We start from the raw sequence: 25333 nt of genomic DNA on the forward strand, positions 1-25333 counted from the left end.
TAACTATGATGAATAAACGTTTTTTGTTAACCTGGATACTAAGCCTGCTACTGGTAATGGTTTGTTCCGCACAGAGCGTTGTTACGGCCAACCGGGTAACTGTCCGCGACTCCCTGTCCTTACGCGGTCGCTGGATCACAGGCATTAATAACGAAGGTGATCTCCGGAATGCATCAACGCATACGCTTTCAACGGATGCAGCACTGAAACAGTATATAGATGACGCTGCCAGCGGAAAGAAAGAGAATCGTTTTTATATAAACTATTTTTTTGACCAGTTTGTATGGGGACCTCTTTTCCGGGATTCTCTTCAACTGGAAGTTATCAGCGCAGACAGTATAGTAACTTCTTTTACTATGCAGAACCGTACGGCAGACTGGTTGTATGCCTACGGAAAGCCGCCCTATACAATACGTGGCCGGTATATTGGTCATATACCCGGTGTAAATCTGTCTTGTGATATTAGTAATGCAGCTCGTATTCCTTACAGTGCCATATCAAGAACAGCCTATGTAAATGATACCCTGCAGCTTTTATATCCTGACCTCCGGTATGGGGTTGATATCTACTGTATGCTCAACGATTCGATAAACAATCTGGGAGATGCGGATACATTAGTGAAATTAAATGTAGAACTGATAAATTATACAAGCAGAAATGCCTTCTCTCTGTTCTGGAATGATGTGCCACCCGGAAAATCTTTCGTATACACAATGCCGGTCCATATGTCCAGGGCAACTGGAATAGAGATGGATCCTTATTATTCTTTCCGGGGTTTATATGTGGCAGAAGATGGAGTGGCTATTAATATGTGGCATAACCGCCAGGTGAGAATAATGATTTTTAAGAACGGGGATAGTATTCCTGCCTGGGAGCATACTTCCGGTACGTCTGAGAGGCTGCCGCTGAAACTGGATACTACCTGGAAAGATATGCTGGTCGTTTTTTCCTATGTCCCCGTAGACTAATGCGTAAAATTTAATGATACTAACAATGAATATGAATAAACGATTTTTACTGCCCGGATTTTTACAATTGTTTCTAGTGTCATTTGCAATGGCACAGGGCACCGTGACCTCACATCGGCTGATCATCAGAGATTCCCTGCAGCTGGGCAACCGCTGGATAAGAGGTGTGAATAATGACGGCCGGCTGCTGCAGGCAAACGGAAATACCGTGTCAACGGATGCGGTGCTGAAGCAGTATGTAGATAAGGTAAGTGGTAGAAATATACCTGGTATTCACGTATTATGCCGGTTCGAAAATGCATCGCCCGGATACCGGGATTCCATAAAATTTGAGATAGTCAGTAGTGAAGGCATTGTAACACCAGCAAAGATTTATCAGCAATCAGCTGATAAAATCTTTGCTGAAGGAAAGCCACCATTCAAGATCCGAGGACAGTATATCAATAATAAACCTGGAACAGTATTGGGTTACAGAATCAACAGCATCTATGAGCAGAATTTTGATGTAATATATAATCAGTTCAGCAGACAAGCGTACCTGCATGATACCCTTCAGTTGTTAACGGAGAGTATATTGGGTAATATGAATATGTTTTTTAAGGTAGCAGATTCGTTATCCTCTATGAATGATGCTGATACGCTGGTTGGCCTGCATATAACGTTGAAAAATATTACCGAAGAAAGCATTCTTGAAATATTGGGCAATAGAGTGCCTGCACAAACAACCTGTTCCTATTTTATGAGATTCCCTATGAGTAAAATAGGATATACAAATTTTGGCCCGTTTGACAGATGGAATATGACCAAGATGAAGAACGGAGGTATTACCGGAATGGAAAGCAGAATAGGGACATTGCTCAGAACATATAAGAATGGTGAACCGCATCCTTATCCCTATGGCTCTGGCAGGAGAGTCTGGCCACCTGATCTGTCTGTTGATCCCAGCTGGAAGGACCTGTATATCGAACTGGATTATATGCCTGAAGAAGAGGAGTCCAAACCTGCTGAATAAGTATATAAAACATGTCTGCCAATCTGTAGCCTTCAATAATCAATATTAGCTATGAAGAAATTTTTTTTACTTTCCGGCCTTTTATACGCATTGTTAATAACCCGTTCCTATGCGCAAAGTACCGTTAATGCCACACGGGTGACAGTCAGAGATTCTCTGCGGCTGAGCGATCGATGGATTAAAGCTGTTAATAATGATAATAGCCTGCACAACACATCAACAAATACTATCGCTACTGATGCTTCCCTGAAATCATATATCGATACAAAATTTATCAACCTGCCCAGGCAGGAAGAGATTTTGGTGGAATCTATCTTCAACAACGGCTTTTGGGAAACCTATGATTTTAACCGCCGGGATTCCGTAAAGTTTAATATTATCAGTGCGGATAGCATCAGCACCCCTGTTACCCTGCAGCTATATGCAGGCAACCGAATCCTGGTGAAGGGAAAACCACCATTCAGTATAAGCAGTACTTATATTAACCGCACCCCGGGAACAGTATTGTTTTTTGAGTATACCAACTTCCCTTCTACCATTTTTACGGAACCCTCCTTTATGTCCTCTGGTTCTTCAGAGGATTTCAGACAGAATTCTGTAAGATATAACATTGGAGAAAGGGAGATCTACTTCGGCGATACCCTGAATGTACAGGCTGGTGGATTCAGACATGAGCTGGGGCTTATATTTGGACTCAGGGACTCGCTTGAACGGCCACGGGACACCTTGATTAAACCTCATTTTGAGCTGGTCAATGAAACAGATGATTATACACTACACTTCCACGGGCAGGTCGTTCCTCCGCAGAAAAGCATCAGCTATTCCAATAAGATAGAAGTGCAGAGATCAGGAGCTGTTAATTCATACATAGGACGCAGAGGGCTGTTTTTACTGAAAGATGCAACTGCGGTATCTTTTGATAACCAACGCCCGGTAAAGCTGGCGGTTTATAAAAATGGGGTATATGTTACTAATATGGATAACAGCGATGAGTGGCCAGAATTCACCTACGACGCCACCCTGAAGGATTTACGCATCATCCTCTCCTACGCCTCACCGCAGTAGCCCCTAAAGAAGTTATCCACCGTTCTATGTTTAACTCATCCATCCGCCTGTTCTATTTGCAGGCGGATGGATTTTTTTGTAATGCTGAAATCATTTACAGTAAAGCGTTTGAGAGAAATAAGACATTTCGATTTATTCCTTCGGACGCCTGGTTTTTTCTCCCTTATATCAGCAATTTATTTCCGGTACCCAGCGGAAAGCCTCCCCGTCTGCCACTACCCGCCCGAACCCCGGCCACGGCAAATGATACCCGAATACCAGCTGCCCGGAAAGCGCCATCTGCCGGAGTACAGCAACGCGTACCTGCGCCGCCTGCATAAAATCAATATCAAAAACGGTTCCCCAGTCCGGATGCCTGAATAGTACCTGGTCATCATGACAAATATCTCCCATGTGCATAAAACTTTTATCCTCCGACTGTATTTCAAACATATAATGTCCGGGCGTATGTCCTGCTGCTGCTACCGGTTTCAGAAAATCAAACAGGGGAGTGCTGCCGCTGAATAACTGCAGCCTGCTTTCGGTGGCTGTAAGGATAGTCCTGATCTCCTGCTGCATGGCAGACAGTACTGTCGTTGCTTCCTTACTCCGCGAAAAATCCGGCACTGCCGATTGCCAGAAAGTATACTCCTCGCAGGACAGATGAATCGTTGCTGCAGGAAACACCAGCTGCCTATCTGCCTGTACCAGCCCGCAGATATGGTCCGGGTGCGCATGCGTCAGCACAATATCCGTTACCTCCTGCGGCTGAATACCGGCTGTCTGCAGGTTGGCCGTCAGCAGGCCACCGCTGTTATGGCCATTGCCGGCATCCATTAACACCGTCCGGTCACCGGAACGCAGCACCAGTATATTATGCGGCAGCCTGAAATGCTCCGTCGTGTTGCGTATATTTGACAATGCGGAACGTGCAACGCCAGGTGCAAAGCATGCGTTGTCATACGGTACTTCCCCGTCATTTACAACGAGTATCTTCCGTGCGCCGCCATGATAAGTGAAGAAGGAAGCCTGTTGCGCTTCTGCTGAATGAATAATCATATCCTGATAATTTTTACGCAAAGTTCCCCTTTGCTGTATGGTTAACAGGACAGACCATACTTTTTGACTCAGGCTATAATTTCAGACCAATGGCAAAGACAAGTGTTAGAAAGAACAAAGACTTTAATCCCACCAACTGTGCGGTGACGTTTTGTATGAATATCATCGGAGGAAAATGGAAGCCGGTCATTATACACCTGATCCGGAATAATACCAACAGATACAGCCTGATGCTGAAAGCCATGCCGGAAGCCAGTAAACAGACCCTCACCAACCAGCTGCGGGAGCTGGAAGCCGACGGCGTTATTGAACGCATCGTTTTTGCGGAAGTACCTCCCCGCGTGGAATATAAAATAACTGCGTACGGCGGCAGCCTTCTGCCTATCATCGACGCTATGAGGGTCTGGGGCCGGAAACATATGCCGGGCGTGTAATATCAGGGATCCAGTTTCCGCCATAGCAACGGCTCCGGTTTGAATATATCTCCTGGAGAAGCATCCTGTGAGGAGCCGCCATAGTATCTTACCGGATTATTTCCATGTAAGAGGTACGGGCTCTGTAACTCCCTGCCTTGCTGAAATACCGGCTGATGCCACCTCCCAGTCTGCGGATCCATCATTCTTAACTGCGCTTCATAGAGATGCAGTCCTGTACTGTCTGCAAACTCGCCATGCTGGAATACCAGGCTATTGAATTTTCTGTTGTTTTCAGGATACCGGGTGCCTTTCAGCGCATTGGTGCTGATGCCTTCCATGGTTAAGCCAAACGGGTAATAGTGCGTTACCTCCAGCAGCGGACCGGAAAGCAGCTGTACGGCAATATTGTCGAAGTATACCGGCTGGTCGCTTTCATTGTCGGGATATACATACAGATAACCTGTCCGGGAGATAATCATCTTATCTGTTCCCAATACCTGCAGCTGATCGGGGATCCGCTTCACCTGTCGTGTGCCGCTGCCCTCATCTATCATTTTAAGTCTGTCATCGAAGAGCGCAAAATTCAGCCCTGCTTTGATGTACAGCGGACGGGCCATCTCCTGTTCCTTTCTCTTCATACTTTCATATGCTGCAGGTGTGATACCCATGGCAGCAGCATTGCCGGCGGCGGTAACCTGGTGAATATCTGTGGCGGCACTCCGGGAAGGGGCCTGCAAGGCACTATTCAGCAAACCGCTCAGCGGTGTCATTGCCTCCTGCTTCTTCCCGGCTATACTCTTGTAAAATGCGCTGGCACTGATCTGTACGGTATCTCCCGCCATCACCCGTAATACCAGCGACGGCCCTGTTTTCTTTTCCGTTGTCTTCGCCGGCAGTAACGCGATGAATTCATTTTTTACCTTGGCGCCATCTGCCGGATAGCCTGCAGGCTTAGGACTGCGTGCTGATACCACGTTGCTGAATAGCAATTCTTCTTTTGCGGCCTGCGCTGTTTCCATGGAAGCCAGGTATACCGTGGTATCTGTTTGTTCTGTCAGCACTATTCTGGTATTATCAAGATGATCTTTTTCAAAGTAATCATAAAAATATCTGACCGGCTGACCAGCCTTTACTACCGACCGGATGCGGCCTTCTTCATGCGGAATGCTCTGCAGCGTATCGTTTACAAATTCCACTCCGTCTATATAATCTGTAATGGTTACCCTGCCGGTACCGGTATAATCAGTCACTTTTTTCCGGAGTTTATTACCCCGTGCGTCATAGGAGCTGGTAATATAACCTTTGCCCCACAGGTAGAAAGAATCCGGAAGGTTCAGCCAGTTGTAACGCAGTATACTTGTCAGGCTGTTCATATCTGCCAGCTGATTGCCATTGTCGTCATAGGTATAATCCTGTGCGCCCGCTGTATTCAGCTCTTTAAAATCGCCGAGTATACTCAGCGGGTTATTCACATAGTCAGTAACCGCAAACAGTTTGTTGCTGTTGAGGATGTAGTCATATTTCAGGCTGTCAATTAATATGGAGGTAGTGCCGGAAAGCCCTTTCTGATTCATGGAAAGCATGTTCCCGTTAAGATCATAGCGTAATCCGCTGACGGTATAATCTACCTGGTCATTGGTCCAGGCGGAACCGCCGGTATTCTGCTGGGAGAAGGCGGCGGCAGTGAGCCGGTTTACTTCATCATAACTGAAATCATATTTACGGGGAATATTATCATTGGCGGAACGCCATACGGTGCCGGCGATATTGCCATTGTACTGCGGATGCGTATAATCTGCGCCGGTGATGACCGGCGTTGTGCTGTCGTAGCCCAGATCGAAACCGAAGTAGTAACTGTTGCCGGTGCTGACATATGCTTTATTTACGCTTTTCAGCCATCCCCGGATGTTGTAGACATACTGCATACTGTCAAGGCTGCTGCCGAATGTTTTACATACCATCTGTCCGAGGTGATTACGGCGCAGGTGTACCAGGGTTTTAGGCAGCCCGGAATTATTCAGCTGTTTTAAAATGCGGAGCAGGTTACCGCCCCGGTCGTAATGATATACGGATAGTATCCGTAAGTCCGGTGTGGTAGTACTTTTCGGGTTGGTGTAATGATGGTAGGTACTCAGTATTTTCCCTTCCACATCGTACAGGGTGCTTTTGGTATCTGTGCCCTGGTTGATGTTATCTGCGATGGTTTGAATCAGCCGGCCTTTATCATCGTAATAATACGTGGTATACAGCAGGGTGGTGGTGTCCATTACCCTGGAATAACCATAGGTGAGCAGGCCGCTGACATGCCGGGAGTAAGTGGTGGCGGGATCCGGGGTCATGCTGTAACCATATTGCAGAAATCCCATGTCGGTGCTGTTGAAGGGTTTGGAGAGATTGGGATCCGGACTGTACTGTGTATAGATGTCGCCTTTTAAAGCGATAGTGGGTGTAAAATCAGGCAGCCGTTGCAGGAGCATGCCGGTAATGGTGTCTACATAGTAATTATTTACCTGCGCCTGCATGGCGTAGCGGGAGGCGTTTTTAGTCTGCAGGGCTGTTCCGGAAGGGCGGCTCAGGTAATCATACAGCTGATAGAGCCAGTTGTTACGGGCAGTAAGATTGCCATCCCGGCTGAAAACCACGCGGTCGCGGGCATCGTAGGTGATTTCCCGGAGGCCTGTGCCGGGCAGCTTTTTCCTGATTACGCGGCCGCGTTCATCGTATTCATTGATGTAACATAATTCATCTTTTACAAATGGCAGGCTGTTGAAGGTATAATCGTTGTTGATAATCGCCTGTGTAGCTTTGGGCGGAATGATGTAACGGAGGCGGCTGAAATCATCATACACATAATAGGTATCCAGCCAGGCGCTGTCTGTTACCTGGCGTTGCAGCACCTGCCGTTCTTCCTGGTCTTTGAAGATAATGTGCTGACGGCCATCGGGATCTGTGGTGACTATTTTATACAGTTCGCCGGGGAGATATACCGCCGCCTGCGGAACAGCGCCACTGTCGGCTGTAATGAGCCACCGCAGCACTTTATCTGCATTGGTATTTATAGCGTATACTGTTTTGGTGGTATGTCCGGTGCCTGGCTGCCAGGAGCTGCCGGCATAACCCTGCTCAGACATCCTGTTCAGCGGGGAGGCTTCCGGTACCTGCCGGATAATAGGGAAGCTGTCGTCGGGAACATCCGGCACCGTGGAATAGGCGGGTTCATAAAAGAATGCCTGGTCGTGAAATGCCGTTGGGCGCAGGAATCCCGTGCCGCCGTTCCAATCGGCAAAGGGCAGAAAGGTAGTAGTATTTCTTCCGAAATTATCAAAGTAAACCGGGGTGATAATATCATATGCGTCAGGGCTGGCTTGTACACGAATATGCTGCAGCGGGCGTCCCAGCCCATCGAGATAGATGACTGTTCTTTTGCGTTGCTCCGGAACGAGTGCATTTACGGCTGCCTGCGTGGTAACGCCGTTGGCGGTGATAACTGATTGCGCCACGAAATTACTGATAGTGGTTACCTGTCCGCTGGCGGTAGTTATGGCCAGTATCAGGCTGACAGTAAGTAGTAAGTACTTCATACCGTTGGGTTTAATATGAAAGGATACCTGCCTGTACAGGCTCGTCTACAGGCATGCCCGGACCATAATTGTACAGGAAATTTCTGCGGATGTTATTGCCGCCGTCGCGGATATTCAGTAACCTGTTTAATCCGTCGTATTCAGATATTTGGGTGCGGTTGTCCGGCGGATTGCTGCTGGTAGCGCCCACCAGTGGCTGATACGTGTAAGTGGTTATATCAGCATAGGCGGAAACAAGCCGCAGCTCATCGGCAATGGCGTTGCTGCCGGCAAGTATAATATGGCCTGCCGCTGCGCCTATCAGGTTATACTGGTAATAGGTCCAGCCGTTTCTGACCGGCCCCGTTACAGCAGGTGAATGAACGGTGGTGCCTTGTTTTACTACCACTGTTCCGGTGCGTAGCCAGAAAGATAGTGTCAGCGAGGCATTGAGGGTAGTTGCCGGTAACAGGATAACGCTGTTGAAAAACAGGTTCCCACTATGACTGCCGGTATAGGCAATGGTATCATTGATGGTGTAACCGATGAGCTGCGCGCCTGACCACGAAAGTCCTGCATCTTCAAAGCCTGCATAGCCTGCCGGGAGGTTGTTGCCGTTGGTGATTTCAGCCACCGGATAACTGTTGTTATATCCCCATAGCCAGGTGCTCAGTATCCCTTTCTCTTTCCGCCGGGAGGCCAGTACACCGTTTTTATAGGTGAACCACCACCACGGTTTGTAGGAGGCGTCGGTGGTGAATACGCCTGCAGTCAGCGCAGACTCCTGGTAGCTGATAAGCGGCGTTTTTGTTTCTATCCGTGATACCTGAACGGGCAGCAGATCGGCGCCGTAACGCGTGATAACACCGCTGATAATACGTTTATCCGTTCCCGTTACCGTCTGCCGGTATTGATAGGATTCGACTTCCGCGCCTGGGATATATTTAAACAGCATCAGCGGAATGCCTGCATCATCGGGCCCTGCGGCCGAAGCGGCATAATCCGCGATATACTTCTTCCGGGTAACCAGCTGTTCGGAATTATTAGTAAAGGTGGTGATCACCGACGGATATATATGCAGCGGATTTTCATAACTGTAGAGGGTACCGTTTAACAGAAAATCTGTTGTCTGCTGATCATATATTTTTTCTGTTTTGGTAGTAAGATATTTTCGTTGTGACAGAAATGAGTATCCCCCCGGAATCCATATTACCGGATAGGTACGGGTCTCTGCACATCCTGCAGGCAGCCCCTGCTCCGGCGTGTAGGCGTTATAGATAGTGTCGCCGGAAGTGCCTGTTGTCAGGCACCATAGTATTTCATTGGTCTGCGACATCTCCGGCCATACCTGCACTGCCGGTACTGCCGTATCTTTTAGTACCGCATAGTAATATTGCTGTTCATTTAACAGCTTGCCCTGGCGGTTGTATATCTTTACGGCAGACAGCGTACCGTTGGCTATATTTTCGTCTTTGCTGTCAAGAGTATCGGTCCGGTACGTATATACCGTTTTCCCCAACGTGTGCAGCCGGCTGCTGTCTGTCACGGTTTCTGTTACCTGCCTGTATCCGATGTGTCCACCCTGGAATACCGCTGCCGGAAAGTTTTCACCGGCGCTGACAGTAAAGCAGGCAGCTTCCTGCAGGTAATCGCCGGTGTGCGTATCTGTATCCCGGTTGCAGTAAGAGGAGATATACAGGTAGCCGGGAAACAGCGCATCCGTGCGGCCGCTGGTTTTACCGTTATCCTGGTTATAATTATATAAGCGGGTGCGTGCTGGCTTGTTACCGAGTGCATAATCTGTAATAGCAGTGACTCTGACGCCACCCAGTATATGTGTGGAATCATCATATTCATCCAGGGCAGTATGCAGGGCATAGTCATAGGTAGTAAATCCATTAGTGGGGTACACTATTTTACGGAGCAGTGCATAGGCAGAGCCGTTGAGATCCGGTTCCCGGTTAGCGTAACCGCCTATGAGCGTATCTTCGACGAGCACCGGAGGGGCAATGCTTACCGCCGGTAGCAGCGTGCTGTTCGTGGCTTTATTATAGAATCCCCAGTGGTCGATGCCTGTAGTGAACAGCTCCGGCATATCTGCATCCGTATAGTAATAAAAACGGTAAGGAGGCGGATCAGGAGTAGTGGTAGTGAGAGATACTTCCTGCAGGCTGTCCAGCCGTAACCTTTTGGGCATAAAGGTATTCGCGGCATTGGTGAAATAACTGTAGGCGGCGCGGAAGCGCTTTGCCAGTCTGTGATTGCCACCAATGGCATTGTAAACTGACAGCGAGTCCAGCTTCGGAATATCGGAGAACTCTGTATCCTCGCGGTTGCCGGAAGCATGGAGGGTTATGTAGGCTATGAGGCTGTCATCGCGTACCAGCGAAATCTGCTGCGGAAAATTGCGGGTACTGTAAGTGAATGGGCCTGCCGGCGCGTAGATCGCCGTATCTATAGTGTTGACAACCGAGCTGCTGCCGGTACTGTCGTACCGCAGGATAGTATTGAAAATCCAGGATACAGATCTGTTGTTGATATGCCGGGCATCCAGCGGATGTGCTGCTGCAAGCTGATAGCTGAATAATATTTTTTCATGTCCATTGGCTGATGTGATGCTGGTAAGATACCAGCTGGAGATATAGTTATAACTGAGTACGGTGGCAGCATCCGGCAGCGTGTCTGCCGGTATCTCCATAAGGGTGGAGTCTACATCAGCAAAACGGTAGATATTTCCTTTATCATCTGTAACACTCATCTCAGCTCCGGAGCGGCTGATGCGCAGCATATTTTTTTCTTTCGTGATAATTTCTCCGGCAGGAGTGATAATAAATTTCCCGGAATAAGGTCCGAAGTTATAGCAGTACAGGTCGGGCTCCATTTCCTGTTCACCGTTCCTGAGCTGCCGCAGGGTATCCTGCAGTGCGAAGAAGTTGTCGCCGGATGGTAGTACGGACGTTCTGTAATGTTCGTCATCCGGTTTGCCCCGCACATATCTGGTGATGACACCGCCTGCATGCAGCGACCAGTGCTGTCCTGTCCAGGCGGGTGCTTCCTGCGGGCGGAAGCCACCGGCATGAAAGCGAAGCGACACGGGGAGTGTGAGGCTGTTGCCTTTTAATTCATACAAGGGTATTTTGATGTCAGGCGTACCGGAATAAAGGCCGGTCGGCATATTGACGTATTTGCCGAGCGCAGCGGCTTCCGGCGCGGGCGATGTGATCTGTACTGCGCGGAGTGCCGCCCGCGAAGCGGCGGTATACAGGGCGGAAGGTCCTTGCGCATGAACTGTCTGCATGCATACCAGCAGGCATAGTAATATGTGTGATGCTTTCATGGTACAGGGGTTTATGACCTGAAAGAAAAAATATAGCAAGTATAGGAGAGTCCGGTTACAGGTGGCAGATATCAGATTTGGTATCTTAATTTACAATCTTTGGCTGCAGGATGCTGACAGGTGGCATAATTCACTGATTTCGCCCTGTGAAAGGGGAAGGTATTTTTCAATAAAATTATCATGTTGGAAGAAAGGGATTTTCCCGAATCCGTAAAGATTTTTTCCGATATGATTAACTGCTCCTGTGGGAATGCATCAATTTTGCGGTGACATCCATCTTCATAAAATCATTCCTGGATGACCACCTGCAATTTATGAAAATCACTTTCCCGATACGGGTTTACAGCAGTATCAGTATTGCGTTCCTTTTATTATTAGCAGTATTGACAGGCCGGGGGCAGAGCAACACCGGTAGTATCCGCGGTATCATCATGGCTGGCGGCCAGCCGGCGCCATTCGTATCTGTCACTTTATCCGGTACACTCAAAGGCGCCGTTACCAACGAAAAAGGCTGGTATGAAGTAACCGGCATTACACCCGGCAGTTATACCTTGCAGATCCGGTATATAGGACTACTGCCACAGCAGAAAGATATTACCATCACCACCGGGCAGCAGCTGACCGAAAATTTTACATTGGAGAAAGATGTGAAGGCGCTGCAGGAAATCAGGGTGACAGCAGGTTACAACAAGTTTGCCCGTAAAGAGGTAGAAGATGTTGCCCGCCTGCCGATCAGGAACCTGGAGAATCCGCAGGTATACAATGTAATTCCCAAAGAGCTGCTGCAGGACCAGGTGATCATCAGCTATAACGATGTATTGAAAAATGTAACAGGCGTGAGTCAGGCGCTGGTGAACGGCTCCAATTCCTTCAACCTGCGGGGATTTTTCACCACCAGTTATCTGCGTAACGGTTTGCAGGATTTTAAAACCAACAGTATAGAGGTCGTGAATATAGAAAGGATTGAAGTACTGAAAGGACCGTCAGCTACCCTGTTTGGCAGCAGCCTGGTATCTTTCGGCGGACTGCTGAACCGTGTATCCAAACAGCCTTTTGATAAATTCAGGGGAGAAGTGTCCTATATGGCCGGAGGCTTTGGGCTGCAGCGCGTAACCCTGGATGTGAATACACCGCTGAGTCAGCAACGTGGGCTGTACCTGCGTACCAATGCGGCTTTTCATAGTGAGAACAGTTTCCAGGATGTGGGCTTCACCCGTCGGTTTTTCGTAGCACCGTCACTGTTATATAAACCAAATGAAAGACTTTCGATATTGGTAGATGCAGAATTTTATGCACAGAAAGCCAACGATTTCAACAGGCTGTTCCCACAAACATCTTTTGTTAAAACCAATCCCCGCGATCTTGAGGTAGACTGGCGCCGGTCTTACGGCAGCAATGACCTGTATCAGCGCAAGCCTTCTGCCACTGTATATGGCCGCGTGGATTATAAACTATCGGATACCTGGAAATCGCAGACCAGCGTTGCCTATACCCATGCCATACAGAAGGGATACTACACCTGGAATGAACTGATGGGTGACAGTGTATCACGTAATCCCGGATATGCCAATAACATTTACGACTATACGCAGGTGCAGCAGAATTTCAACGGAGATTTCAAACTGGCAGGTATGCGTAACCGTATCGTAGCAGGTCTGGATTATTTTACCACAGTGGAGCGTAGTACTGCCGCCGAAATTTATGGTTTTGATAAAGTAGGCATCAAAGGAAATGATCCGCAGTATTACGGGCTGACAGGAGCTACTTTATCTGCAGCGCTGGAAAAATTTCCGTTCAGTGAAACCTCAACCGGCCAGCATACTTACGGCGCTTATGTATCCGATGTGATCAACATCACAAAGCAACTATTGGTGATGGCCAGTCTGCGGGTAGACCATTTTATAAACAAGGGCAGCAAGGATCTCGTAAAAGATACCGTAACAGACAAATACAGTCAGACTGCCTTGTCTCCCAAGCTGGGATTGGTGTATCAGCTACTTCCGCAAAAGCTGTCCGTATTCGGGAATTACATGAACGGGTTTAGTAACAATGCCCCTGGCCGTCAGCCGGACGGTAGTGTTATTAACTTCAAACCCAGTCAGGCCAATCAGTGGGAGGCAGGTGTGAAAATGGATCTGTTCAACGGAAAATTAAACAGCACCATCAGTTACTATCATATCAAGGTACAGGATGTCATCCGCAACGACCGTTCACCGGGGCGTACAGGCTTCAGAATACAGGATGGTGGCCAGTTGAGCAAGGGTATTGAGGTGGAGGTAATTGCAAACCCGTTCAGCGGATTCAACCTGATTGCCGGTTATGCATACAATGATATTTATACCATCAACACCAACCCTGATGTAGATGGGCTGCGGCAATGGACAGGTCCGGCGCAGACAGCCAACCTGTGGCTGAACTATTACTTTCTGCATGGTCCGCTGCAGGGGCTGGGCATAGGTGTTGGCGGTAATGCCAATGGTAGGGCATATATTGATCAGTCACACTCAGCAGGTATGTTTTACATGCCCGCCTATACCGTATTTAACACGGCAGTAAGCTATGAGCGCTCCTTTTATAAAGCCTCTCTGAAAATTGATAATTTAACGAATGAAGTTTACTGGGGAAGTTATGTCGGCCAGATGATGCCCCGCAGGCTAAGTGCTGGTGTCACCGTAAAATTCGGGAAATAAAGAATGGATGAATCAGGCTCTTACCGGAGCCTGATTTTATTTTACGAAGAAACGAATAACACTGTTGGGAGATGGATGTTCTTTTTTGATGGTCTTCTCTGTAACACTTTGCCATAGCGATTTCCCCAGTATGCTGAGGTCAGGATACACCCCTTTTATTATGAACGCATCAAATACATACGGGGTACCTTCCGCGCCCAGCGGGCTGTTACTGTCAGCCACATGCAGGTGCAGGTGCGGGCCGGTAGACTGCCCGGTGAATCCCAGGCTGGCGATCACCGTTCCCTTTTTGATACGCTGACCGGGTTTTACACGGATACTTCCCGGTTGCAGGTGCTCATAGAAGACATAGGTATTGTCAGCTATTTTCAGGGATATATAATTGCCGGTGGCATCATCTGCGCCATAGGCAGGATGTGAAGAGAGAGTGGCGCTTTCCGCGAAATCATTTCTTACTGCAGCAATCTCGCCATCGGCAACGGCCAGCACCTCAGCGCCGTAACCAATCCAGCTGCGGATGGAATCTTCCTTACGTCCATCAGTATATTTACCATTGTTATCCAGCTGAATAAAGTCTATCGCATAACGTCCCGGGATACGGGGAGTACCCTCTTTTACAAATATCACCCTGCGGTGGCCGCGTGCCCACATAGGGTGGTAGATAGCCGCCCATATGCCAGCACCCAGCGGCGGGCCTAAGACTACAGGAGCGCGTTTCACCAGTGCCGTTTTAGCGCCGGATATACTAAACGCTTTACTGCCGGTAGTTCCGGCAATATGATGTATAATGGTATCGGGCAGCTGGCCAGCAGCTTCCAGGTATAATATAGCGGTGCTGCCGGGCATCATTCTGCCGGAGTCCGAATGTTTGTCGGCGCTGTATATCCATTGCGGAATAGTGGTTTTATCCAGTTGCAGCAGCAGGCGGCCGGTGGCGGCATCCCGCAGCTGAATGTCTGTCAGCAGTACAGGCGATGGCGCGTAGTTGATGAGCTGTAATTCATAGGAAATAGAAGGAGTGTTATTAATGGTCTGTGCCTGCGGCGGATACGGAACGTGCAGGGATAGGGCGGTGGTTTGCGCACGCGCAGAGAAGAAGGAGAAGAGGAGTAGGGTGGAGAGGAGGTGTTGCATGATAATAATTGCTGCGTGAATTTTGCTACTAATGTAATTTTAAATCAAATAAAAGTACGGTTTCCCGTTTTTGCTGGTAACGAAAATTTCGTTACTTTAATTGTTTGATTAAAATACCTGTTTAGTAAGCGAACCCCATCTCACTTACTGTTTTAAAATTTAATTGTTCATGAGATTTGCTGCGAGGCTCCTTAGTGTGAGTGATAATTGTACTATACCAATTAACTACTCTTATCCGTTATCGGCTGCGATTTATCGAATTCTGGCGAATGGTGATAAGGAATATGCTGAGTTTCTTCATGAAAGAGGCTATGGAAAAGGGTTCAAACTATTTTCTTTTTCGCAGATTAATTGTCCATTTCGCATAGAAGGGGATCGTTTGCGTATCCTGGGACGGGAACTTTCATTTTTTATATCCTTTCATCTTCCACAAGCTGCTGAAAGTTTTATTACCGGATTGTTTCAATCTGAAGTTCTAGTTATAGCTGACCGTAAATCACGGGCAGAATTTCGTTTTCAGAGAATAGAGCGTTTGCCTGATTCTTTAAGTAGTTATCAAGAGAAGGAAGTGGTAGAAATAAAAGTAAAACCATTGTCTCCTGTGGTTACTGGTCTGCAGGATGAAAGGGGGTACTACAATTTTTTATCTCCGGATGATTCTAGGTTCAATGCAACGCTTATGTATAACTGGCGGAGTAAAATAGCTTCCTCTTATGATGAAAGCGCTGCAAGAGAAGCAGCAGTATCAATTATATGTCCACCGTTCGAGAAGCCTCCTAAATCCAGACTTATAACAATAAAAGCTAATACATTAGCAGAAACTAAGATACGTGGGTGGATGAATTTTGAGTTGATGATATCGGGGCAGAAATGTTTTGTGGATTTATTAATTAACTCAGGCGTTGGATTATATAATGGGCAAGGAATGGGATATGTTTCATAAAATATATGTATAAGTGTCAGTATCCCAATACCTTGATAAAACTAATTTCAATTCTTTTAAAGTTCGATTAAAATGTATGAAATACTGACAATGTAAAATTAATAAAAATTTCCGATCCAGGTTATTATACCATGATATAACTATGATGATTTTTTACTACCTTGGTAGAAAATTATCTCATGGAAGAGTTTTATTATCTAGTGAGTGACGGAAGCGAAATGGATACTGAAAGTTTTATCAGTTACATTCTTTATGAAGGATTAATAAAAGAAGCATTCACTTTTTGTGAAAGTGACTTTTCCTGTCCGGAAGCCTATAATTATTTTAAAAACCTGTTTCAATAATGATAAGAGAGCTTGTAAACTTTGCTGCTGCGTTGGATGAAGAGTTTAAAATGCTGGGCTCACTTCCTAAAGAAGGAATACATGTGTTGCTGCATATAAAAAAGGAAGATCAGCGGGTAAGTATAGATATGGAGCATTTTGAATATGAACAGTTTTATAAAAGTCAAAAGGAGGCGCCTTCTGACTTCTTAAATAAGTGTAAGCTATTCCATCAAAATGCTTGGTGTATTGATACCAATAAATGTTTCGATCTGCCCACAAAGGCTATACATACCTGTTCGCCGCTGGCAGTAGGTTTTAAGCGAGAACATCTGGAAGGAGGGGTAAAGTTTAATGAAAATCAGGCGCGCAGCAAAAGGCAGATTAATGAACGCTTTGGCGACTATTTCAACAGGGCATTTGAACTGTTTAAGAGTCCTGAAGAAGCTGAAACATATAAGGTTTTCAGCCAGTTATTCACCAGTGGTGAATTTAATGGTATTCTTCTAAAGATTGGTGAAAAGAATATTGTACGCAGAGAAGCATTAGAAGTTAGCCTGCAGGAAAAGAAAGAAGAGCTGAAACAGAGCATTGATGAGATACAAAAAGGATTAATAAAGGAATCTATAACTGAAATCGAACAGCAGCTGCTCAAAGTAAAACCCCTGGAAGATAGTAACTACATCATTTTTTATGTGGATGTTCCTTTAGAAACATACCGTCAGGTGCATACCAGATACCTGGATGATAAACTTTTTAATAAAGCGGATTATAATACTGTACCAGATGAGCAGGGTGTTATTTATGGAACCAATAACTTCATGAATACCTTTAATGATAAGATGCCTTTTCTGATGCATCAGACAGCAAGTTTCGACATCAGCGGCCGCATTTCCAACAGAGATGCCCGATTGCTGAATGACCTGTTGAATGTTTTGCCTAATAAAACCTTACCTAATCCTTTGCCTATATTTCTCTATAAGGATGAGTTAGAGAGAATGATACCAGTTTTCCGGGAAGGAGGTAATAAGATAGGGTACAAAGACATGATTGACAGCATCGCAGAATATTATAAGCAGGATGCTCCCAATTATTATCTTCTTTTCTGGCAAAATACTGTTGATGGAATTGTCTTTCGTGATTTTGACTATGTGTCAGGTTTTGAGTATAGCTTTCCCCAGGCGATGGCCATACAGAATCTGTTTGGCTTAAAGGGGAAAAATGACAACTCCCTCAAAAGATACCCATTGATTAAAGATGCGTTTGATATGGAACAGCAGGTGTTTAAACCACTGTTACAGAACAGGTATCATAAGCTGGATTATTTCGGTGAATTCGAGAAAGAATTATATACAGGTCATGATTTAACCTTTAGTTCTTTTTGCAAGTACCGGAAGATGATTTATGACTATGTCTATAAGTCCAGAAGAAATGTAATTGATGGCAGGATATGGGATGAAATGGCTTTTAATGCCATTCTGGATGATGTGAAGAAAGGGAATAAATATGAAGTGAAGGAGAAACTGAATATTTGGTACAGCCTATATGATTTTTTTAATAATGATAAATCAATTGATATGATTAATAAATTGAAAGAATATCAGGATTTTGTCACTTCCGTTATAAAAGGAGAGTCTCCGATGGAAGTTACGGATGAAAAGGTTGCTTTTGCCGCCGGACAGCTAATAGAATATCTTCATAGTAAAAGTGAATCGGCAGATACCAGTTATAAATTATTGGAGCCATATCTGCAGCAGTCTAAGTATACTGAGTTTAAAGCCTCCATAGTGAACGATTTTAATCGTTATAAACATGAAGAATTTTCAAGGAGTTATCAGTATGTTGCTGCTTTGGTGCTCGCTTATGAAACAGATTCCAATATCCGGAAATTAATGCCGCAGTTTCTTTCAGGTGTATTTGCAAAAAATCAATTATTCAGTTCATCTTCTTCAAAATAAAAAGTAATGAATAGCTTCAATAACCGTGTATATGGCGCTGCCATTATTAAATCCGTGAACTCCAATTATAATGCTGATTTCTCTGGCATGCCTCGGAAATTGCCTAGTGGTACTGTATACGCTACGGATAAAGTGCTGAAATATTCCATAAGAAATTATTGGAGAGATGCGTTGAATGAGAAAGTATTCTATTTTAAATCTTTAAGTGAAGATATGTCACCCCGCTCGCTGGATGAAACGTATAGTTTCCATTTTGGAGATTCTAAAGAAAAGGATAAGAATAAAATGCGGCTAGAAGTATTAAGTAATCTGCTGCAATGCCTGGATGTAAGATTGTTTGGAGGTACCTATGCCGGTAAAACAAACATATCCATCCATGGAACCTGCCAGATTACGCCAGGGCTTAACAGGTATCCCGATAATGTGATTTACACCGAGCAGATTATGTCTCCTTTCAGAAATTCAAATGATGCAAAGGCAGATAGCAAAATGACAACTTTAGGGTCCCAGTCCCGCTTGCAGGAAGGTCATTATGTTCATCATTTTTCCATCAACCCGAAGAATATAGCCGACGATGTAGAAAGAACAGGTGTAGAAGGGTTAACACAGCAGGATATTAACCACCTGAAAGAAGGACTGAAGAAAGGAGTTACCTATTATGATTCAGCTGCCAAAGCAGGAACAGAAAATGAACTTTTGCTTTGGATACAACTTAAACCAGACGCTAAAATAGTGCTGCCTTCTTTTGTGAGTATGATTGATATTAATGAAGAAAGGGAGATAGACCTGTCCAGGGTGAGTGAGCTGTTGGAAAAGGATTATGTGAAATCGGAAGTAGAGAAGGTGGAAATTTACTATAATAAGTTGAATACAAAAATATTGAATGAACCTGCCGGCGCCATCATTTCAGCGTTATAAACCCGTTGGCCCATGAAATTAATATCTTTTGATCTGAAGGCTGATTTTGCCTTCTTCAGAAAGCCTGAAACCAACGGTACTATCAACCTGTCGTATAATATTATACATCGGCCGGCTGTACTGGGTGTTTTAGGCGCTATCCTGGGATTGGATGGCTACCAGGAAAAAGGAAAATTGCCACAATATTTTGATGTTTTGAAAGACATCAGAATCGGGGTTGAACCGCTGAATCACGAGAAGGGCAATTACAGCAAAACAAATATAAAGTACAGCAATACTATAGGCTACGCCAATAAAGGAGCTAACTTCCTGACAGAAGAACTCACCCTTGTTGCACCTGAATACCGGATTTATCTTTTACTGGACGAGCAGATAAAAATGCATGTTACGCTGGCAGAGCATCTTGTAAAGGGCATGGCTACCTATATTCCTTATTTAGGCAAGAATGAATTCACTGCCTGGTGGGAGCCGGAAACCTATACGGAATATAGCTTTCTGCCATACGAAAAGGCAACCCGGAGTATTCAGCTGCAAACGGTTTTTCAGAAGCATAGTACCCTGAAAAGTAATATAGAAGGTCCGGGTATCGATTTGCTGAATTTCGGTAATGAGCCACAGCCCTTCATTTATTTTGAAAGGCTGCCACTTGATTTCAATCTGGATTTAATGCAATATGCTATTGGTGAGTTCGTTTTTTCCAATTATTACATAAAAAATCCGGACGGAATGCAAAACCTGTATCTGCTGAAAGAACTGAATACTTATGTCCAGTTGTTTTAAAACAGTCAGTGAATTAATAAATGAGTTACCGGCATTAGGTACTTATCTGGTCAACGCTGCCCGGTACCATGCCCATCGGCCGCCATCCGGAAACTCCAGAATGGAGCCTGAAACCCTGGAAGAACATGTGCACCTGGTAAATTACTATTTTCAGGAACTGGTAGTCAGCCATGGGCTAGATGCTGTAATAGATAAACTCATACAAGGGTTGCATCCGGATATAACTATTGAAACAGGAAATTATATCAAGAAATTGTTTGTGGATGTTTCCCTGTATCACGATTTTGGAAAGGTAAATGAGTGTTTTCAGATTTACAGACTGAAGAATACACATTTTACCACAGGTGCCGGAAATACGGGGCTGTTGGGGACTTCCCATTCTCTATTGAGTGCGTTCATTTATCTGACCCGGCATCTGACTGAAATCACGCAGCAGCCGTTCGCTAATAATCCTCTGGTAATATCCTGCTGTCTGTACTTTTCTTATTCTATCTTCAGACATCATGGATATAGATTTGATGATGACAGCAAAAATACCATTGATTTTGCAGCATTGTTTATCAGATCTAAAGGTAAGGAAAACGAGTTACGCCGCTTTATGGCAAACTACCTTTCATATTACCGGTTTGAAGTACCTCCTGCCATCATAAACCTTATCGGGAATACGAAGTTTACTGAACAGTTACTGAACGGTAAACCATTTTCATTCGATTTATATGTACTGTGCCGGCTTAACTTCTCTCTGCTGACGTCCGCAGATTATCAGGCTACCAACGAATACATGAGCCGGCAACGAATAGCTACGCAGGGTGTATTAACCAAACAGCGAATAGATGAACTGTATCAGCATGTTTCTGAACACGAATGGATAGATGAACGAAAAGGACAAAGAAACTATAACAAGGATATCTATGAAAAGTTGGATAATTACCGGTTGGAAAACCCAGGGGAGAAGAATGGATATAACCTGAATATACTGCGGACGGAAATGGCAGTTGAAGTAATCAGGAATATAAGACTTTACCATCAACATAACCTGTTTTATATTGAAGCTCCCACCGGCGGGGGTAAAACTAACTTATCAATCCTGTCAGTTATAGAACTGCTAAAAATATATGAAGGCAGCTATAATAAGGTGTATTATGTTTTTCCCTTTACTACGTTGATTACACAGACTTATGCTGCAATTCGTAATCTGCTCGGACTGGACGATGATGAAATTACAACGTTGCACTCAAAAGCTGAGCTGAAAGGCAAAGAAGATGTGGAAGATGGGCAGTATGGAGAAGATAAACTGAACTATATCAACTATTTATTCTGTAATTACCCGTTTTGCCTGCTTTCCCATATTAAATTTTTCGATGTACTTAAAACTGATGAGAAAGAAACAAATTATCTGTTGCATCGATTAGCCAATTCTATAGTAGTTATTGATGAACTCCAATCTTACAATCCTGATCACTGGGATAAGGTGATTTATTTTATCAGGAAGTATGCAGACAAATTTAATATAAAATTTATACTGATGTCTGCTACACTGCCCAAATTGGACAGGTTGCAGGTAATAGAAGATCAGGCAGATCATTTTATCTATTTGCTTCCTGATGCCAAGCGTTTATATTTCAATAACCCTAACTTTTCGGGAAGGGTGAAATTTGATTCCTCTCTGCTTGAACGGGGGAAAATTACCCTGGAAGAGCTGGCAGATAAAACTATTACGGCATCCCGGGCGTATACAGATTTTGAATTCGGAGCTGCCAAGCCCCGTGGTAGTGTATATACTATTGTAGAATTTATTTATAAGCAGACCGCCGCAACATTTTATAGCATTATTGAGCAATATGGTTTTTTTGACGAGGTGTTTTTGTTGTCAGGAACCATTCTGGATCACAGGAGAAAGGAGATTGTCAGTTATTTAAAGAATCCTGTCAACAGAAGTAAAAGGATAATTTTAATAACCACCCAGGTAGTGGAAGCCGGTGTGGATATAGATATGGACATCGGTTTTAAGGATCGTTCCCTAATTGATGCTGATGAACAGCTGGCGGGCCGTATTAACCGGAATGTGAATAAACAGCATTGTGTGCTGTATCTGTTTAGCTATAACAGGGAATCAGTAATTTATGGAAGGGATAAACGGTGGGAAGTAGCACATAGTATGGGTATTGACGAGTATAAGGAAATATTGCAACGGAAGAATTTTGATGCTATATACAACAAGGTATTAGCTCAGCGGAATATCCTGAACAAAAATGAAATGGTGATAAACCTGTCTGCCTATGAACAAACAATAACTCACCTTAAATTCAGTGCTGTACATAAAGAATTTAAACTTATTGATCAACAGCAGATAACCTGCTTTATACCGCTGAAGATACCTTTGGTCGTAAATGAAGAAGAACCGGTTTTTAGTAAAATGGAGCTGAAGTTCCTGGAGAGTAATGGCGTATATCCCAATGCGGATAATGAAATCAGCGGTGAGGAAGTATTCGGCCTGTATCTCCGTTCTTTACAGAATAAGATCGGCTTTACAGAGGCAAAAATTCAAATGCTCTCACTACAGCGTATCTTGTCCAGATATATCTTCTCTATCTTTTCTACTCCCAGGCTGAAGAATCAGCTGGTACACTTTGTCGATGTGGAAAAGTCGCAGTATGGATATGAATATGTGGAGCGATGGGAGCGTATTTATTCCGTGAAGGGTGGGCTGGATGTCAGGGGGCTTGATGATATTGATGAAACCAGATTTTTTTAGATAATGGTAATTAATGCAACACTTGTGAATCTGTATCATGTTTGTCCACGGGAATGTTGGCTGCATGCCAGTGGCATTCGCATGGAACATACCTCTGATGTAGTTTACGATGGTAAGTTGTTACATGAAAGTAGTTACCCTCAAAGGGCAGAAAAATATACAGAAATAGAATTGGGATTTCAGTTTCCGGATGGAGTTTCCCTAAGCGGGAAGATTGATTTCTACGATGTGCATCAGAAGGTTATCCATGAAACCAAACGGAGTGATAAAGTGGCGTCTGCCCATGAGTGGCAGAGTAAGTTTTATATCTGGTTATTCGAACTGAATAATATTTTTGATGTACATGCAGTGCTGGAGTATCCCCGGCTGCGTCAGCGGCATGAGGTGTGGATTACAGAACAGGACAGAAGCTATTTGAAGGATGTAGTTTCGCAGATTACAGTTATGTTGAGAAAAAATATATGTCCTTCCAGGTTGAATAAGAAAATATGTGGGAGTTGTTCATATTACGATCTGTGTTATGTTGAGGAGAATGAAAGCTAAAAATGATTTTTATGCGGAAAAGCTATTACTTATTTAACTCTGGTCGGATGAGTCGAAAGGATCATACCCTGAAGTTCACATCACTGGATGAAAATGGCATAGAGGGCCCTGCAAGATATATACCGGTTGAAAGTGTTGATAACTTATATGCTTTTGGCGCATTGGATGCTAACAGTGCCTTGTTCAATTTTCTTGGGCAACAGCAAATCAGTGTTCATTTTTTCGATTATTATGAACACTATACCGGCAGTTTTATGTCCAGAGATTATTTACTGAGCGGAAAAACCCTTATTGCTCAGACAGAAAATTACAGTAATCCCCGCAAACGACTAGTGCTTGCCTCCCGGTTTGTGGAAGGGGCTGCATTCAATATGCTTAGGAATCTACGTTATTATAATAGCAGGGAGAAGGATACATCAGAGCAGATTAGTCATATTGAATTATTGATGGAACAGATTCCTGTGATGACAGCGGTTGATATGCTAATGGGGATAGAAGGCAATATACGGAATACTTACTATCAGGCCTTTGATATTATAATAAATGATTTTGAGATGGGGTGTCGTACCAAGCGCCCTCCCTCAAATGAAGTAAATGCGCTCTGTTCTTTTATTAATATGATGTGTTATACACTTTGTCTGGATATGATTCATCATACGCAACTTAATCCCACTATCAGTTATCTGCATCAGCCGGGCGCCCGGAGATATTCGCTGGCACTGGACCTTGCAGAGATATTCAAGCCATTATTGTCTGATAGACTCGTGTTTGCGTTATTAAACAAACGAATAATAGGGAAAAGTGACTTCGATTATCAATTGAATAGCTGTTTATTGAAAGATGGCGGCAGGAAAAAAGTGGTTCGTGCCTGGGATGAACGATTGTCAGAGACTATTCAACATCGGTCATTAAAGCGAAAAGTGAGTTATAGACATCTTGTCAGATTAGAATGTTATAAGCTGGTAAAGCATATTCTTGGCATGGAAGATTATAAGCCATTTAAAGCCTGGTGGTAAATGTACGTTATTCTGGTATATGATATGGAGCAGGAAAAGGTGACGAAAATGCTGAAGCTGTGTCGTCGCTATTTGAACTGGATACAAAACAGCGTGTTTGAAGGAGAGATTACAGAAGTGAAATTGAAGGAATTGATAATAGAAGCAAAAGCATTTATGAACACCAGGAAGGATAGTATTATTATTTTTAGCAGCAGGGATGAGAAATGGCTTGATAAACAGGTGATTGGTCTGGAAAAGAATGATCTAGACAATCTTTTGTAGTCGTCGGTGTGAGGATTTAAGTGGTTTTTATCACGAACTTTAAAATTAAGGAATTGTAATGTGTTGATAATTAATGTATTTGAAAGTCGTCGATAGCCGGGTGAAATTTTACTTTTATAGGTCGACGATTTTTTTGGAGTATTTTAGTGGGGATTCAGGAGCTACAGGCCAGTAAAATGGCCTTTTTTCACCGCCGGTTAGGCGGGTTTTAATCGTACCAAAGTGGAATTGAAATGATCCTGTTTGGTGGCCATATCTTTCATGTCCTGCCGTTTTAATCGTACCAAAGTGGAATTGAAATGCAATCAGACTGTTCCCGAATGTTTGAACAGTTTCCCGTTTTAATCGTACCAAAGTGGAATTGAAATTTGCTTGATACGGGAATAGTTACTATATCAAACACCGTTTTAATCGTACCAAAGTGGAATTGAAATAGCCTTGAACTGGAAGCCGCAGCCATCGACACAAATAGTTTTAATCGTACCAAAGTGGAATTGAAATTGAATATCCATTAGCGCCGCCTTTATGGGTGATAAACGTTTTAATCGTACCAAAGTGGAATTGAAATGAGCTAATTATCCGCGCGTTTGGGACTTCGTAAAGAGTTTTAATC

At 44.4% G+C, this 25333-nt stretch carries 17 protein-coding genes and 1 CRISPR repeat array (1 of these 18 cut by a window edge); of the genes, 13 read left to right on the forward strand and 4 right to left on the reverse strand.

Annotated elements, in window-relative coordinates; translation table 11 throughout:
• Window positions 1-5 precede the first annotated feature (5 nt).
• The 3 genes from GWG06_RS03180 (at window position 6) to GWG06_RS03190 (ending at window position 3045) form a co-directional block, all read left to right on the forward strand.
• Window positions 6-968, forward strand: coding sequence for a hypothetical protein (locus GWG06_RS03180; RefSeq protein WP_160711312.1), 963 nt, complete (start codon window positions 6-8; stop codon window positions 966-968).
• Window positions 969-1044: 76 nt separating this feature from the next.
• Window positions 1045-1980, forward strand: coding sequence for a hypothetical protein (locus GWG06_RS03185; protein WP_160711314.1), 936 nt, complete (start codon window positions 1045-1047; stop codon window positions 1978-1980).
• Window positions 1981-2031: 51 nt separating this feature from the next.
• On the forward strand, window positions 2032-3045 hold the full coding sequence (locus GWG06_RS03190; protein WP_160711316.1) for a hypothetical protein: 1014 nt from the start codon (window positions 2032-2034) through the stop codon (window positions 3043-3045).
• A gap of 168 nt (window positions 3046-3213) precedes the next feature.
• Here GWG06_RS03190 and GWG06_RS03195 read toward each other — a convergent pair whose 3' ends face one another.
• On the reverse strand, window positions 3214-4083 hold the full coding sequence (locus tag GWG06_RS03195; RefSeq protein ID WP_160711318.1) for an MBL fold metallo-hydrolase: 870 nt from the start codon (window positions 4081-4083) through the stop codon (window positions 3214-3216).
• 89 nt (window positions 4084-4172) lie between these two features.
• On the opposite strand from GWG06_RS03195, the gene GWG06_RS03200 reads away from it, so the two are divergent.
• The gene (locus GWG06_RS03200; protein WP_127036864.1) at window positions 4173-4517 is read left to right on the forward strand and encodes a winged helix-turn-helix transcriptional regulator; all 345 of its coding nucleotides are present in this window, start codon (window positions 4173-4175) and stop codon (window positions 4515-4517) included.
• Between the two features lie 2 nt (window positions 4518-4519).
• Here GWG06_RS03200 and GWG06_RS03205 read toward each other — a convergent pair whose 3' ends face one another.
• Complete coding sequence (locus GWG06_RS03205) at window positions 4520-8080, reverse strand: DUF6443 domain-containing protein (protein ID WP_160711320.1); 3561 nt, start codon at window positions 8078-8080, stop codon at window positions 4520-4522.
• Window positions 8081-8090: 10 nt separating this feature from the next.
• Window positions 8091-11396: a hypothetical protein gene (locus GWG06_RS03210; RefSeq protein ID WP_160711322.1), complete on the reverse strand. Its 3306-nt coding sequence runs from the start codon at window positions 11394-11396 to the stop codon at window positions 8091-8093.
• Window positions 11397-11710: 314 nt separating this feature from the next.
• Between GWG06_RS03210 and GWG06_RS03215 the strand changes: the two genes are divergently transcribed.
• Complete coding sequence (locus tag GWG06_RS03215) at window positions 11711-14086, forward strand: TonB-dependent receptor (protein WP_160711324.1); 2376 nt, start codon at window positions 11711-11713, stop codon at window positions 14084-14086.
• A 36-nt stretch (window positions 14087-14122) separates the two neighbouring features.
• On the opposite strand, the gene GWG06_RS03220 is transcribed toward GWG06_RS03215, so the two are convergent.
• Complete coding sequence (locus tag GWG06_RS03220) at window positions 14123-15220, reverse strand: M23 family metallopeptidase (RefSeq protein ID WP_160711326.1); 1098 nt, start codon at window positions 15218-15220, stop codon at window positions 14123-14125.
• Window positions 15221-15389: 169 nt separating this feature from the next.
• On the opposite strand from GWG06_RS03220, the gene cas6 reads away from it, so the two are divergent.
• The 8 genes from cas6 (at window position 15390) to cas2 (ending at window position 24720) form a co-directional block, all read left to right on the forward strand.
• Window positions 15390-16163 carry a CRISPR-associated endoribonuclease Cas6 gene (cas6, locus tag GWG06_RS03225; protein WP_160711328.1) on the forward strand — a complete coding sequence of 258 codons (774 nt, stop codon included), beginning with the start codon at window positions 15390-15392 and terminating at the stop codon, window positions 16161-16163.
• A gap of 343 nt (window positions 16164-16506) precedes the next feature.
• Entirely contained in the window at window positions 16507-18444 is a 1938-nt protein-coding gene (locus GWG06_RS03230; protein ID WP_160711330.1) for a hypothetical protein, read from the forward strand.
• 6 nt (window positions 18445-18450) lie between these two features.
• Window positions 18451-19362 carry a type I CRISPR-associated protein Cas7 gene (locus tag GWG06_RS03235; RefSeq protein ID WP_160711332.1) on the forward strand — a complete coding sequence of 304 codons (912 nt, stop codon included), beginning with the start codon at window positions 18451-18453 and terminating at the stop codon, window positions 19360-19362.
• 12 nt (window positions 19363-19374) lie between these two features.
• Window positions 19375-20142 (forward strand): type I-B CRISPR-associated protein Cas5b, encoded by a 768-nt coding sequence (cas5b, locus tag GWG06_RS03240; protein ID WP_160711334.1) that lies wholly within the window; start codon window positions 19375-19377, stop codon window positions 20140-20142.
• Window positions 20126-22897 (forward strand): CRISPR-associated helicase Cas3', encoded by a 2772-nt coding sequence (cas3, locus tag GWG06_RS03245; protein ID WP_160711336.1) that lies wholly within the window; start codon window positions 20126-20128, stop codon window positions 22895-22897. The genes cas5b and cas3 overlap by 17 nt, the downstream gene beginning before the upstream one ends.
• Before the next feature lie 24 nt (window positions 22898-22921).
• Complete coding sequence (cas4, locus tag GWG06_RS03250; RefSeq protein WP_235938109.1) at window positions 22922-23440, forward strand: CRISPR-associated protein Cas4; 519 nt, start codon at window positions 22922-22924, stop codon at window positions 23438-23440.
• A gap of 11 nt (window positions 23441-23451) precedes the next feature.
• On the forward strand, window positions 23452-24456 hold the full coding sequence (cas1b, locus tag GWG06_RS03255) for a type I-B CRISPR-associated endonuclease Cas1b (RefSeq protein WP_160711340.1): 1005 nt from the start codon (window positions 23452-23454) through the stop codon (window positions 24454-24456).
• The gene (cas2, locus tag GWG06_RS03260) at window positions 24457-24720 is read left to right on the forward strand and encodes a CRISPR-associated endonuclease Cas2 (RefSeq protein WP_160711342.1); all 264 of its coding nucleotides are present in this window, start codon (window positions 24457-24459) and stop codon (window positions 24718-24720) included.
• 205 nt (window positions 24721-24925) lie between these two features.
• A CRISPR array of direct repeats spans window positions 24926-25333; the repeat unit is 30 nt; unit sequence GTTTTAATCGTACCAAAGTGGAATTGAAAT; it runs 4571 nt beyond the window's last position.

This window comes from Chitinophaga solisilvae, from assembly GCF_009928525.1.
In the GTDB taxonomy this organism is placed as follows: domain Bacteria; phylum Bacteroidota; class Bacteroidia; order Chitinophagales; family Chitinophagaceae; genus Chitinophaga; species Chitinophaga solisilvae.